The following is a 13,461-nucleotide window of genomic DNA, read 5'->3' as shown; positions in this document are numbered from 1 at the left end:
ATATCGCATCCTGCCCTTTGTGTATTCAGGCCATTGGTCAGCAATCAGGCTGGCAGCGTCGCCATATCGATCACGAAGCGGTAACGAACGTCGCTCTTCAGCACGCGCTCATAAGCTTCGTTGACGTCCTTGATGTCGATCTTTTCAATTTCCGAGACAATGTTGTGCTTACCGCAGAAATCGAGCATTTCCTGGGTTTCCTTGATCGAACCGATCATCGAACCGGACAGGCTTCTTGCGCCGACGATAAGCGAGAAGGCGTGAACCGGAATGGCATGCTCAGGCGCGCCAACCACAACCATGCTGCCCTTTGGCTTCAACAGGCCGAGATAAGCGTTCCAGTCGATCGCCACACCTGCTGTGCAGATGATCAGGTCAAATGTGCCGGCCAGCTTTTCGAAGGTCGATGCGTCGCTGGTGGCGTAATATTCCTTCGCACCCAGCTTCAGGCCATCTTCACGTTTGGAAAGCGTTTGCGACAGCACGGTCACGTCTGCGCCCAGTGCAGCACCGAGCTTTACGCCCATGTGGCCAAGACCACCCATGCCGACAATGGCAACCTTCTTGCCCGGACCAGCTTCCCAACGACGAAGCGGCGAGTAAAGCGTGATACCGGCGCACAGCAGTGGTGCGGACGCGTCGAGCGGCAGGTTGTCCGGGATCGACAGGACATAACCTTCCTTGACAACGATATGGTCGGAGTAACCGCCCTGCGTTCTGGTTTTTCCATCGGCATCGTTGTCGTTATAGGTCTGGACGAGACCTGGCATGTAGTGTTCGTTGTCGAGATCGCGGGTGGCGCAGCCGACACAGCTGTCCACGAAGCAGCCAACGCCGACGTGATCACCGACCTTGAAGCGTGTGACCTTGGAACCGACAGCCTTGACGACGCCGGCAATCTCGTGGCCAGGAACGATTGGGAAAACGGCGTTTTTCCATTCGTTGCGAACGGTGTGAATGTCGGAGTGGCAGATGCCCGCATATTTGATGTCGATGACAACGTCATCGTCATTCGGCTCGCGACGTTCAAAGGTAAAAGGAGTGAGTGGCTTCGACGCATCCGTCGCAGCATAACCTCTTGCAATAGCCATCTGAAGTTTCCTTTCAGGTTTGGGAAAGCGATGGCGGATACTGCAATGAAAATGCGCTGTGCCGTTAGAGCGATCCTCCAGCCTTTTTGCACGATCCTGCAAATTGAATCGGTGTGGCCTTTGCGAAAGGGCCGCCATATTCTAGATGTAGCCTACCGGATCCGTTCTTTCTCGAAGAGACTTGACCAATGACGCTGCCTTTCAGCCCCTATCATGAAATCGCTTCGATCGCTGCGCGTTACGCACCTGTTGACGGGGAGGTGCAGACGGCCGTTGACGGTCTGGGTATCAGCAAACGTTCGTCACCCAGTGCGCCGTGCCATGGTAGCTACCGTCCTTGTCTTGCGATGGTGATTCAAGGCGCTAAAAGCCTGCAACTGGGCATAGACACAATCAATTACGCCGCGGGTGACTATCTGCTGAGTTCGCTGGACCTCCCTGTCGCATTGCGTGTGGTTGAGGCCAGCGAGCAGGTTCCGCATTTCTGCATCACGCTTGCTATCAGCGGCGAAAAAGTGCTGGATCTTATGGCCCGCGCCCATATCCGGCGGCGTGCAGAGACTGCAACCGGCCAGCGTGGCATTGTCGTCAACGCGGCAACACCGGAACTTCTCGATGCAACCACAAGGTTGCTCCGGTTGCTTGATCGTCCGTCCGACATTCCTGCCATGGCGCCGCTGATAGAGGAGGAGATCCTCTACCGCGTGTTGACTGGGCCAGCTGGTGAGCAGTTGATGAGCATTGTCGCTGCGGACACCCATGGCAACCGCATTGCCCGTGCCATTGCCTGGCTACGCGAGAACTTTGCCCGCCAGTTACGGATTGAAGACCTTGCCGATCATGTCGGCATGAGCGTGTCGTCCTTTCATCACCACTTCAAGGCAATCACCGCAATGACACCGGTGCAGTACCAGAAACAGCTTCGCCTGCAGGAAGCACGGCGGTTGATGTTGCTGGAGCGGCTGGACGCCGGTACTGCCGGTCACCGTGTCGGTTACCAAAGCCCATCGCAGTTCAGCCGGGAATACAGCCGTGTTTACGGCCTGTCACCAGCCCGCGATGTCGATGCGTCACGCGAAAGCATGGCTGCGGAATAACGAGACTGGATGCCGCAAGGTTAATACGTGGCGATTCGGGCATGTTTAGAATCTGTTGGCGCGGTTTCTTCGAGTAAATCACGACAGCAAAACCGAAATGCAAAAAGGAGGCAGGTGTTTGCCTGCCTCCTTTTTTGCGTTCAGAAACCTTGATGCAATCAGCCGATCAGGGCTGCCTTGTTGGCCTTGAAGTAATCTGCCGGGGACTGTGGCTTTTCGCCGGTCAGCGTTTCGTAGTCATTGGTCACGCCATCGAAGTTGCCCGCACGAATGTTGGCATCAGCCGATACCAGCATGTCAGCGACGAAGCCGGGAAGACCTGCGCCCTCAATGCCCTGCTTCAACTGCTCGTCGTTGATCTGCACGACGGCCAGCGGTTTGCCGGTAGCGGCGGTGATTAGGGCGGCAACCTCATCGGCATTCAGCGACTGCTGACCAGTGATGGTGTAGGTCTTGTTTTCTGCCTTGCCCTTGGCGAGGGCAGCGGCTGCTGCACGGGCGCAATCGTCACGCGAGATGTTGGGAACCTTGCCTGTGCCGCTGGAGGTGAACCACTGTCCGGTCTGTAGGTTGTGCGGCATGGCATGCAGGTAGTTGTCGTTATACCAGGCATTGCGGATGATGGTGTTGGGCAGGCCGCTCGCCTTCACGGCCTGTTCTGTGCCGAGATGGTCAGGTGCAAAGGTAACCAGCGATTTGTCCGGGTTTGGCATGGACGTGTAAAGCACATGTTTTACGCCTGCCTTGGCGGCCGCATTGACGGCTGATGTATGCTGCTTGAGGCGCTGGCCGGGCACGGCAAGAGCGTCGGTGGAGATGATCAGCAGCTTGTCGATGCCGGAAAAGGCCGCTGTCAGAGACGTTTCATCATCAAAATCAGCCTTGCGGGTTTCAACGCCCTTGGCAGCGAGCTCGGCGAGCTTGGACGTGTCGCGGCTGGCGGCGACGATGTCGGATGCTGGTACCTTGTAAGTCTCCAGAAGATGCTGAATGACAGCCTTACCAAGCTGGCCTGCTGCTCCGGTGACGAGAATTTTGCTCATGGCGTGTTTCCTTGTTTGGTTTCGTGTGGCGCTGGTTTTGCGTGTCATGAGTAGCGGCTTGTTTTGCTGCTCTCAAAAAGAGACCAAGGCTAAAATAGGAATTGACCGTGTGCTGTAAAGAAGGCACTTTCGCGGTAGATCGTTACCAAAAGGGAACCACCATGGATGCGCCAACCTCTGGCTTCAAACCGAAAAACAGTGGCACTATAGATTATTCGGCGCTGGATTTCGACAATTGCCCGGTGCGTGATCTTCTCAGCCAGATTGGTGGCAAGTGGGCAACGCTGCTTTTGGAGGCCTTGGCCGAAAAACCCTATCGTTTCGGGCAGTTGCGACGCATGGTGCCTGATATTTCGCAGCGGATGCTGACGCAGACTTTGCGTGATCTGCAGCGCGACGGTTATGTCGAACGTGAGGTTTTCCCGACCAAGCCGCCAAGCGTTGAATATCGCATGACGCCGCTCGGGCATTCGCTTTATGAACCTGTGTCGAAAGTCATCCTTTGGGCGCTGGAAAACCAGCAAGCCGTGCGGACTGCGCGTGCTGAATTCGACAAGGCTGCCTGACTGCTGCGAAGGCGAGATTGTTTGCGTCGCAGCTTTTATGCTGCGCTGCGCCAAATCGTAACGTTCCCTTAAAAAATATCTTGACCCGGAGAAGGCATTCTCTTATCCATCCCCAGAACCGTACTGTACGGTACTAATCCGTACTTCTGGAGTGAATGCCGTGACAACCGATCCAATCACAACACAGGAATTTTCGCCGCGTCAGAACGCTGTTCTGGAGCAGGCTTTGAAATTGCTTGTCGAGGGTGGGGATAAAGCGCTGACCACATCCGGTCTCGCACGCGCGGCCAACTGTTCCAAGGAAAGCCTCTATAAGTGGTTTGGCGACCGTGATGGTCTGCTGGCTGCGATGATCACCTTTCAGCAGAGCAAGGTCCGCACCATCGAGCGTACCGGCGAACGCCTCAGCGTCGAGCAGCTGAAAGAACATCTTGACGTTTTTGCCCATGATTTGCTTGACGTTCTTGCAGGCGATGTTTCGCTGGCGCTGAACCGTCTGGCGGTCGGGCAGAGCAGCCGTGACGGCTCCAAGCTTGGCACGCTGCTTCTGGAACGCGGCCGCCGCCAGATCGACCGTCGCGCCAAGGCTCTGCTGGAGACGGGGCGTCGCTCCGGCCTGCTTCGCATCGATGACGTCGAAGAGGCATATCGCATGTTTTACGGTCTTATCGTCTCGGATCTGCATGTTCGCATGCTGCTGGGCGAGGCACCGGAAAAGGATTTCGCACCACGGGCAAGAAAGGCCGTTACGGCATTTCTGACGCTCTATGGTGTGCAGAAATAATCACGCGGCTGCGGGGCAGGGCTGCCTTCCCGCACCGTCTCAACCTGATTAGCATAGAGAAGGAACTGATATGCGCGTTTATTACGATCGTGATGCCGATCTCAACCTCATCAAGGCGAAGAATGTCGCCATCGTCGGTTACGGCTCGCAGGGCCGCGCCCATGCGCTCAACCTCAAGGATAGCGGCCAGAAGAATATCGTTATCGCGCTGAAGGCCGGTTCGCCGACCATCAAGAAGGCAGAAGCTGACGGCTTCAAGGTCATGACCGTTGCAGAAGCTGCAAAGTGGGCAGACCTGTTGATGATGGCAACACCTGACGAACTGCAGGCCGACATCTACAAGGCAGAAATTGCTGGCAACATCCGTGACGGCGCAGCGATTGCTTTCGCACACGGCCTAAACGTTCATTTCGGCCTCATCGAGCCAAAGGACACGCTTGACGTTGTCATGATCGCACCAAAGGGCCCAGGCCACACGGTTCGCGGCGAATACCAGAAGGGCGGCGGCGTGCCTTGCCTCGTTGCTGTTCACCAGAATGCTTCCGGCAACGCTCTTGAAGTTGCTCTGTCCTACGCTTGTGGCGTTGGCGGCGGCCGTTCCGGCATCATCGAAACCAACTTCCGTGAAGAATGCGAAACCGACCTGTTCGGCGAGCAGGTTGTTCTGTGCGGTGGTCTGGTTGAACTGATCCGCGCTGGTTTCGAAACGCTGACCGAAGCGGGTTACGCACCTGAAATGGCTTACTTCGAGTGCTTGCACGAAGTGAAGCTCATCGTAGACCTGATCTACGAAGGTGGCATTGCCAACATGAACTACTCCATCTCCAACACTGCGGAGTGGGGCGAATACGTTACCGGTCCTCGCATCATCACTGCCGAAACAAAGGCTGAAATGAAGCGCGTTCTGACAGACATTCAGACAGGCAAGTTCACGTCTGATTGGATGCAGGAATACAAGGCTGGTGGCGCACGCTTCAAGGGCATCCGCCGCATGAACGATGTTCACCAGATCGAAGAAGTTGGCGCAAAGCTGCGCGGCATGATGCCATGGATCGGCAAGAACAAGCTGGTCGACAAGGCAGTTAACTAAGCCTTTTGCCGATCCCTGTTTGTTGTTTGCGTGCCTGCGGCATCGCGGGTATCGGCAAGAACAGGTGGTTGACAAGGCTGTCAACTAAGCCATTTGCTTAGGTTGAACTAATAGGGTCAGCGCGAAAGCGCTGGCCCTTTTTGTTGTTTGCGTGTCTGCGGCAGCAGAGGGGTCGGTGACAACAGGGCGTCGACGAGGCTGTTCACTAAGCAATTTGCTTAGATTAAATTGATAAAGGCCGGGGCGAAAGCTCCGGCCTTTTTCCTTGTGTGGCTTACGTCTTGCGTCAACGTTCACCACTCTTCAATCCTGTACTTGTTACAGGAAACCGGCGTCGCGCGTCTGCGCGACGGAAGAGTCTTTTCACCCCAAAGACTTGGGATGACTGGACCCCTGTGACGAGCACAGGGGTGAGGGAGGTAGTGGCTAGTCGCTGCTTTCTTTATTGTGAACCCCGGTAAAAACTGGTCTGATAAACCCCGATAAAACAGACAGGGCAGCCTTATGCGCGACGCAGATGTGTCTCTAACAAAAGAAGATTTGGATGCCATCCGCAGGCTGGAAGAGTGTCTGTGGATCGGAGAGACGCGTTTTGACAACGCGTTGATGGACAAGGTGTTTGCTGCCGACTTTTTTGAATTCGGCCGCTCAGGCAGGACCTATGCGCGTGCGGAGATGTTTTTTGATCCGCATTCTGCTGAAGTGATTGATGCGACCATTCCGCTACCAGAATTCCATGCGCGTCATCTGTCTGCGGATGTCGTGCAGGTGACCTATGTCAGCGAAGTCAGATATGGTGAGAACATCGAGCGCGCCAACCGATCCTCAATCTGGAGCCGTGAGGGCGCAGGTTGGCAGTTGCGCTTTCATCAGGGCACGCCAATCCCGGTTTGAGGGAATGAGCGGGCAGGTGGCCGCTCATTCAGTTTTTCATCTGGTGCAGAGAACCGCACTCAGGCTGTTGGTGGGATGACACCCTTTGTCAGGATGAAGCAGCCGTAGAAACGGGTTTCACCCGTGGTGATCACGCAATATGCATCCCTGGCTTCTTCGTAGAACTTGAAGCGCTCAATGCCATACATCGGGGCGGATTTGCCTTCGGCGGCATCAACTTCTTTCTGCACTTCGGCCTGCACAGGCTCCAACTGGTCCGGTGCGCCCATCACTTCCATGCGGCCGACGGAAGGCTGCAAGGGGGTGTCCAGCGGCAGAACCGAAAGGATTGCCTTCATGGCGCGGGCGGCGGAAATGTTTTCCATGCGCAAGACCTGACCGACTACGGTGTGTTGTGCCACGCTGTCGGACGGGAAGTTGGTGTCGGAAATGACCAGTGTGTCACCATGCCCCATGGCGCGTAGCGCGTGCAGCACATCGGCATTGAGTGCCGGGTCGATATTCTTGAGCATTCTATCCTCCTCGAAAAATGCAAATCAGTTGCCGTGCAATCGACCCGGAAATTACCGTTTCGTCAATGCGTGATTGGCCATTGTTTGGCTGATGGGGGCAGGTGAGTGCACCGTTCAACTGCTGACAGTTGGGAATTGTTAAGTCTTAAAGGGAGTTGTAATGGAGTGGGCGGCTGCATTTGGGAGTGCGTCGTAGAGTCGAAAAATAGTACCAAAATTCGATAAGTCAGCATTGCTGACCTTTCGAGTTTTCTATAAAGATAAAAGCACAAAAAACGAAACAAGAGGAAACGTACCCATGCTTGATTGGGAACATATTTTCGCCACGCGCTCTTCGCGCATGAAGGCGTCGGAAATCCGTGAACTGCTGAAACTGCTCGAGCAGCCGGATATCATCTCGTTTGCAGGCGGCATTCCCGACCCTGCATTGTTCCCAGATCAGGAATTCAAGCAGGCCTATTCCGATATTTTTTCCGGTGCACAGGTAAATTCTGCCCTGCAATATTCCGTCAGCGAAGGCTACAAGCCGCTGCGCGAATGGATCGTTGCCGACATGGCGAAGATCGGCATTGAATGCTCCGTGGACAATGTTTTCATCACCTCCGGTTCACAGCAGGCGCTCGATTATCTCGGCAAGCTGTTCCTGTCGCCGAAGGATACGGCGCTGGTCACATGGCCAACCTATCTTGGCGCGCTCTCGGCCTTCAACGCCTATGAGCCGACCTATGACCAGCTAAACCCGGGCGGCAACCGCACACCGGAAACCTACCGTGAAAACGCCACCAAGGCCGGTGGTTCGGTGAAATTTGCCTATCTGTCTGCCGACTTCTCCAACCCGACCGGTGAAACCGTCAGCCTTGCAGACCGCAAGAAGTTGCTGGAACTGGCCGATGAACTGGATATCGCCGTTCTCGAAGACGCTGCCTATCAGAACCTGCGTTTTGACGGCGAAGCAATTGCACCGATTCTGGCACTCGACATTGAGCGCAGCGGCGGCATTGAAAACACCCGTACCATCTACAGCGGCAGCTTCTCCAAGACGCTGGCACCTGGTCTGCGCGTTGGTTTCGTTGTTGCCTCCATGCCGGTCATCCGCAAGCTGGTTTTGATGAAACAGGCCGCTGACCTGCATTCCTCGACCATCAACCAGATGGCCATCGAACATGTTGCTTCGCGCGGTTTCGACAAGCAGGTCGCCAAGATCAAGGCAACCTATAGCGCCCGTCGTGATGCCATGTTGGCAGCCCTTGAAAAATACATGCCGAAGACCGCTCGCTGGACAAAACCGGAAGGTGGCATGTTCATCTGGGTGACACTGCCAGAAGGCATCGACGGTGCTGAATTGCTGGCCAAGTCGTTGTCGAGCGAGCGCGTTGCCTTCGTGCCGGGCAAGGCATTTTTTGCTGATGGTTCGGGCAGCAACACGCTTCGCATCAGCTTCTCTTGCGCTAACGAGCAGATGATCGACGAGGGCATCAAGCGCCTTGGTCGTCTGGTTGCCGGTGCAGAAGCGACAACCAGCGCGACGATGCCAATCATCTGATTGGTTGTTGATGCGTGAGGGTAGCGGGAGCAGTATCCCGCTGCCTTTCATCTGCGGTTTCAAGCCTCATTTTGCCGTATGTCCGCGTTTGCCGGCAATTTTTTTCTTCGTTATTGTCAGTTTCCGCGGCAGCACCTGCCTGTGCCTGCATGAATGACAGACCGTGTGACGCCCGTTTCCCAAGGAAATTCTTCGTGACCCAAACACATGCCTTTCATCAGGTCGATGTCTTTTCCTCACAGCCATTCAAGGGAAATCCGCTGGCGGTGGTCTGCGATGCCGATGATCTCTCGGACGCGCAAATGGCGGCCTTTGCAAACTGGACCAACCTCAGCGAAACGACGTTTCTGCTGAAACCGACAGTTGATGGTGCTGATTACCGCGTGCGGATTTTTACGCCAGTTGGTGAGTTGCCCTTTGCCGGTCATCCGACACTTGGGTCCTGCCATGTCTGGCTTGCCCATCATGGCAAAACTGGAATGCAGGACGTTGTGCAGGAATGCGGGGCAGGGCTGGTGCGTATCCGCATCAGTGACGGCAGGCCGGCATTTGCCGCACCGCCTTTGCGCAAATCCGGGACTGTTGATGCCGAGACGCTGGCGACGGTGGCAGCGGCCCTTGGCGTGGCATCCAGCGCCATTGTCGACGCAAACTGGACGGACAATGGTCCGGGCTGGCTGTCATTGCTGTTGAAAACCAGAGCGGATGTTTTGAATATTCGGCCGGATTATGCGGCACTTGGACATTATCAAGTCGGTGTGGTGGCGCCATGTACCCATGAGGACGGTGTTGAAACCGATTTCGAGCTGCGGGCATTTTGCGACAACTGCGAAGACCCTGTCACTGGCAGTCTCAATGCCGGTGTTGCCCAGTGGCTGATGGGCAAAGGTGTTGCGCCACAACGCTATGTCGCAAGTCAGGGCACGGTGCTTGGTCGTGCCGGGCGCGTCTATGTCGAGAAGCTGGACGACGACATCTGGATCGCTGGTGAAGTGACCGGCGTTATCGATGGCAGTGTTGTCATATGAGGTGTATTGACAGGCCTGAAAAATGGACTGTCACATACATGTTATAGATATGTGTTTTAGCGGGGCCACCTCATAACAGGAATGGACCCATGAAAACCCTTCTTTCCGCTTTCACTGCTCTCGTTTCGTTTGGCATGATTGTTGGCAGCGCCAACGCTGCTGATCTGGTGCTCTACACCAGCCAGCCAAATGAAGATGCGCAGGCTACCGTCGATGGCTTCAAGGCTGCCAATCCCGGCCTCGACGTCGAGTGGGTTCGCGACGGAACGCCAAAGATCATGGCAAAGCTGATGGCGGAAATTGAAGCCGGCAATCCGGTTGCCGACGTTCTGCTGATTGCCGACACGGTCACCCTGGAGCGCATGAAGCAGGCTGGTCAGTTGATGGCCTACAAGTCGCCGGAAGCCGCCAATCTCGACGCTTCGCTGTATGACGCCGATGGTTATTACTACTCCACAAAGTTGATCACCACCGGTATCATGTACAACACTGCCGCTGCGATGAAGCCAACCAGCTGGAAGGATCTCGAAAAACCGGAAGCCAAGGGCATGGTGACTATGCCAAGCCCGCTGACCTCGGGTGCTGCTCTCATTCACGCGCAGACGCTGGCTGGCGTCGACAGCCTTGGCTGGGACTACTACAAGGCGCTCACGGAAAATGGTGCGGTTGCCGCTGGTGGTAACGGTGGTGTGCTGAAGTCTGTGGCCTCTGGCGAAAAGGCTTATGGCGTTGTGGTTGACTACATGCCAATCCGTGAAAAGGCCAAGGGCGCACCGATTGAATTCATCTTCCCGGAAGAGGGGGTTTCGGCCGTGACCGAGCCGGTTGGCATTCTGTCCACAACGAAGCATGCTGACACTGCCAAGAAGTTCGTTGATTACGTTCTGTCCAAGGACGGCCAGGAAGGCTTCCTCAAGCTTGGTTACATTCCAGCACGCAACGACGTTGCTCTGCCAGAAGGTTTCCCGGCCCGCGACAAGATCAAGGTTCTGCCAATCAATGCTCCGGAAGCTCTCAAGAACTCCGAGAAAGACCTGAAGACCTTCTCCGACATCTTCGGTTCGAACGGCTAAATCACATTATGTCCGTTTTGAATGCATCAGGAAGCAGCCAGCCGCGCTGGCTGTTTCCCTTTGTAGTGTTGGTGGTTTTCGTCCTCAGCGCCCTGCCGCTGGGGCGTCTTGCCTATACCGGAATTCTTTCGTCACTGAGTGGTGACTTATGGCCATTGCTGACTGATCCTGCCTTGTGGCGAGCGGTGTTGAACAGTCTGGTCACCTCATTTCTCGGCATGATCATTTCCGTTGTAATTGGCGGCGGTTTCGCCTTGGCGCTCACGCTGTGCGATGTGCGCGGCAAGGCTGCCATGAGCTTCCTGTTCATGTTGCCAATGATGATCCCGCCACAGGTAACAGCCTTGTCGTGGATTGGCATGACGGGTCCGTCAAGCACGTTGTTGAAGGCCATTGGCCTCGCGCCAGCGCTGGGTTCGCCACAACCGCTTTATTCAATCGGCGGCATTGCATTGCTGCTCGGCGTCCAACACGCGCCACTGGTCTATCTGTCCCTGAGGGCTGGCCTGCTGGCACTGCCGCAGGATGGTATCGAGGCTGCCCGCCTGTCGGGCGCCACCTCATGGCGCGTGCTGATAGACGTCATTCTTCCTCTGTCGACACCGGGGCTGATTGCCGGTGCGGCCATTGCTTTTGTCTCTGGCGTTGGCAATTTCGGCATTCCGGCCATTCTCGGTATTCCAGCCTCGATTTTCACGCTACCGACGCTGATCTACAGCCGCTTTGCCAGCTTCGGCACCAGCACATTTGGCGATATCGCCATGTTGTCGGGCATGATTGCCATTATTTCGGTGGCCGGTCTTGCGGTGCAGGAAAGAGCCATGAAGGGCCGCGATTACCGCATCATCGGTCTGTCGGGCAAGGTTGCGACCTTCCGGCTACATTCCTGGCGTTTGCCGCTCGAAGTCTTGTTGTGGCTTGCCATCTTCTTCATCCTGGTTGCGCCGCTGGCAGCCCTTGTCGCAAGCTCGCTCGCACCGGCATACGGTGTGCCGCTCAGCCTCAAGACAGCAACTTTGCATGCCTATGAGGAAATCCTGTTTCGGCAGGCCTCGACGCGTACCGCCTTCCTGAATTCGATGTTCCTCGCCAGTGTTACGGCAGCAGGTCTCCTCTTGGTGACATTGTTGACGGCGTATTTTCTGGTGCGGGCAAAAAGCCGTTTCATGTTCATCCTGTCGGCGCTGGTGGATATTCCCTATGCCTTGCCGGGCATCGTTATTGCCGTGGCCTTCATCCTGCTTCTGGCCGCACCGTTGCCCTTTGTTGGCGTGACGCTTTACGGCACGATCTGGATTATTCTGCTGGCCTATTTCTCGTCGTTCTTTGCCGTCAGCCTCAAGCCGATGGTTGGTGCCTTCTCGCAATTCGATCCTGCGTTGGAAGAGGCAGCCCGGTTGGCCGGGGCGGGGTTCTGGCGCCGGTTGAAGGATATCATCCTGCCGCTGGTGGCACCGGCGGCTGGGGCGTCGATTATTCTGGTCTTTCTGATCGCCTGTAATGAGCTGACGGTGTCTGCGCTGCTGTGGTCAGCCGGCACCCAGACACTTGGGGTGGTTATCTACAATCTTGATGATAGCGGCAGTTTCGATCTTGCCTCTGCATTGTCCGTTCTTGTCGTGGCCATGGTGATCATTCTCATGCTGCTTCTGGAACTGCTTGGGCGCAAATTGCCGAAGGGAGTTGTACCGTGGCAAAACTGATCCTTAACCGTTTGTCCAAGGACTTCGGCACTGGCAAACCTGCGGTGGACGATGTCTCGCTGACCATTCGTGATGGCGGTTTTCTGGCGCTGCTGGGGCCTTCCGGTTGCGGCAAGACAACGGTGCTGCGCATGATTGCCGGTTTCGAGCAGCCAAGCGATGGTTCCATTCTGCTGGGCGAGCGTGTGTTGGCCGACGCCGGTAGCATGGTGCCACCAGAACGCCGCAACATGGCGATGGTGTTTCAGTCCTACGCGCTGTGGCCGCATATGACGGTGGCTGACAATGCTGGTTATCCGCTAAAGGTGCGCGGCATCTCCGGTGAGCGTTATCGCAGCAAGGTGGCTGCCGCACTGGCGGCGGTGCGACTGGAAAATTACGCCAATCGTCGCCCGTCAGAACTCTCCGGTGGCCAGCGCCAGCGTGTGGCACTGGCACGGTGCCTGGTGACCGAGCCGGATGTGGTGTTGCTGGATGAGCCCTTGGCCAATCTCGACCGGCATCTGCGTCAGGAGATGGAAGAGACCTTCCGTGAGTTCCACATCAGTTCCGGTGCCACGATGATCTACGTCACCCATGACCAGTCCGAGGCCATGGCGCTGGCAACCGATGTGGCGGTGATGTCTCAAGGCAAGCTGTTGCAGGTGGCACCGCCAGCGGAGCTTTATGCCCGTCCGGAAGGGCGGCTGGTCGGTTCACTGGTCGGGCAGGGAGCAATCGTCTCACTGACGCTGCCGGAACAGGACAATCGCGAACTGGAGTGGAGCGTTCTGGCACCGGCTTTTGCCAAGGGAAAAGGCGTGTCGCCGACCGGTGATATTCTTGTTCGCCCGCAGGATGTGGTGCAGGACGCAGATGGTATTCGTTGCCGGGTTACGTCATCTCTTTATGAAGGGGAGCGTTATGCGCTGCGCCTGAAACTGCCAGATGGCCAGAGCCTGCGTGCCTATAGCCGTGATGCTGCAAATGTTGGTGATTTTATTCCGGTTGCCATCAGAGCCGCCTGGCGGCTCTGATCTTCCTATGAAGGAAAGCCT

General features: G+C 56.1%; 13 protein-coding genes. 10 read left to right on the top strand and 3 right to left on the bottom strand.

Translation table 11 applies throughout. The features are described 5' to 3' along the window. Positions 1 to 44: 44 nt before the first annotated feature. Positions 45 to 1,091 (bottom strand): NAD(P)-dependent alcohol dehydrogenase, encoded by a 1,047-nt coding sequence (locus ACZ5FM_RS10130; RefSeq protein WP_192488583.1) that lies wholly within the window; start codon positions 1,089 to 1,091, stop codon positions 45 to 47. A 188-nt stretch (positions 1,092 to 1,279) separates the two neighbouring features. Between ACZ5FM_RS10130 and ACZ5FM_RS10125 the strand changes: the two genes are divergently transcribed. Beyond that, complete coding sequence (locus ACZ5FM_RS10125) at positions 1,280 to 2,188, top strand: AraC family transcriptional regulator (RefSeq protein WP_464038594.1); 909 nt, start codon at positions 1,280 to 1,282, stop codon at positions 2,186 to 2,188. A 158-nt stretch (positions 2,189 to 2,346) separates the two neighbouring features. Here the strand turns inward: ACZ5FM_RS10125 and ACZ5FM_RS10120 are convergent, their stop codons facing one another. Continuing rightward, positions 2,347 to 3,231: an SDR family oxidoreductase gene (locus ACZ5FM_RS10120; protein WP_464038593.1), complete on the bottom strand. Its 885-nt coding sequence runs from the start codon at positions 3,229 to 3,231 to the stop codon at positions 2,347 to 2,349. A 161-nt stretch (positions 3,232 to 3,392) separates the two neighbouring features. Between ACZ5FM_RS10120 and ACZ5FM_RS10115 the strand changes: the two genes are divergently transcribed. The 4 genes from ACZ5FM_RS10115 (at position 3,393) to ACZ5FM_RS10100 (ending at position 6,565) form a co-directional block, all read left to right on the top strand. Then, a complete protein-coding gene (locus tag ACZ5FM_RS10115) occupies positions 3,393 to 3,797 on the top strand; it encodes a winged helix-turn-helix transcriptional regulator (protein WP_250981813.1) in 405 nt (134 codons plus the stop codon). A 160-nt stretch (positions 3,798 to 3,957) separates the two neighbouring features. Next, positions 3,958 to 4,581, top strand: coding sequence for a TetR/AcrR family transcriptional regulator (locus ACZ5FM_RS10110; RefSeq protein ID WP_192488587.1), 624 nt, complete (start codon positions 3,958 to 3,960; stop codon positions 4,579 to 4,581). 70 nt (positions 4,582 to 4,651) lie between these two features. Next, positions 4,652 to 5,671: a ketol-acid reductoisomerase gene (ilvC, locus tag ACZ5FM_RS10105; protein WP_192488588.1), complete on the top strand. Its 1,020-nt coding sequence runs from the start codon at positions 4,652 to 4,654 to the stop codon at positions 5,669 to 5,671. A 504-nt stretch (positions 5,672 to 6,175) separates the two neighbouring features. Next, complete coding sequence (locus tag ACZ5FM_RS10100) at positions 6,176 to 6,565, top strand: nuclear transport factor 2 family protein (RefSeq protein ID WP_464038592.1); 390 nt, start codon at positions 6,176 to 6,178, stop codon at positions 6,563 to 6,565. Positions 6,566 to 6,624: 59 nt separating this feature from the next. On the opposite strand, the gene ACZ5FM_RS10095 is transcribed toward ACZ5FM_RS10100, so the two are convergent. Beyond that, positions 6,625 to 7,077 (bottom strand): RbsD/FucU family protein, encoded by a 453-nt coding sequence (locus ACZ5FM_RS10095; RefSeq protein WP_275641571.1) that lies wholly within the window; start codon positions 7,075 to 7,077, stop codon positions 6,625 to 6,627. 298 nt (positions 7,078 to 7,375) lie between these two features. On the opposite strand from ACZ5FM_RS10095, the gene ACZ5FM_RS10090 reads away from it, so the two are divergent. The 5 genes from ACZ5FM_RS10090 to ACZ5FM_RS10070 all read left to right on the top strand — a co-directional run bounded on the left by ACZ5FM_RS10090 (position 7,376) and on the right by ACZ5FM_RS10070 (position 13,440). Beyond that, on the top strand, positions 7,376 to 8,620 hold the full coding sequence (locus ACZ5FM_RS10090; RefSeq protein ID WP_464038591.1) for an aminotransferase-like domain-containing protein: 1,245 nt from the start codon (positions 7,376 to 7,378) through the stop codon (positions 8,618 to 8,620). A 194-nt stretch (positions 8,621 to 8,814) separates the two neighbouring features. Continuing rightward, the gene (locus tag ACZ5FM_RS10085) at positions 8,815 to 9,648 is read left to right on the top strand and encodes a PhzF family phenazine biosynthesis protein (protein WP_464038590.1); all 834 of its coding nucleotides are present in this window, start codon (positions 8,815 to 8,817) and stop codon (positions 9,646 to 9,648) included. Between the two features lie 89 nt (positions 9,649 to 9,737). Further along, complete coding sequence (locus tag ACZ5FM_RS10080) at positions 9,738 to 10,721, top strand: ABC transporter substrate-binding protein (RefSeq protein WP_464038589.1); 984 nt, start codon at positions 9,738 to 9,740, stop codon at positions 10,719 to 10,721. A gap of 8 nt (positions 10,722 to 10,729) precedes the next feature. Then, complete coding sequence (locus ACZ5FM_RS10075; RefSeq protein WP_464038588.1) at positions 10,730 to 12,424, top strand: ABC transporter permease; 1,695 nt, start codon at positions 10,730 to 10,732, stop codon at positions 12,422 to 12,424. Then, a complete protein-coding gene (locus tag ACZ5FM_RS10070) occupies positions 12,412 to 13,440 on the top strand; it encodes an ABC transporter ATP-binding protein (RefSeq protein WP_464038587.1) in 1,029 nt (342 codons plus the stop codon). The genes ACZ5FM_RS10075 and ACZ5FM_RS10070 overlap by 13 nt, the downstream gene beginning before the upstream one ends. Positions 13,441 to 13,461: the final 21 nt, after the last annotated feature.

The organism is Agrobacterium sp. 5Ca50 (assembly GCF_055381905.1).
Note: the sequence above shows the minus strand (reverse complement) of the source record. Positions and strands in the feature narration are given on the sequence as shown.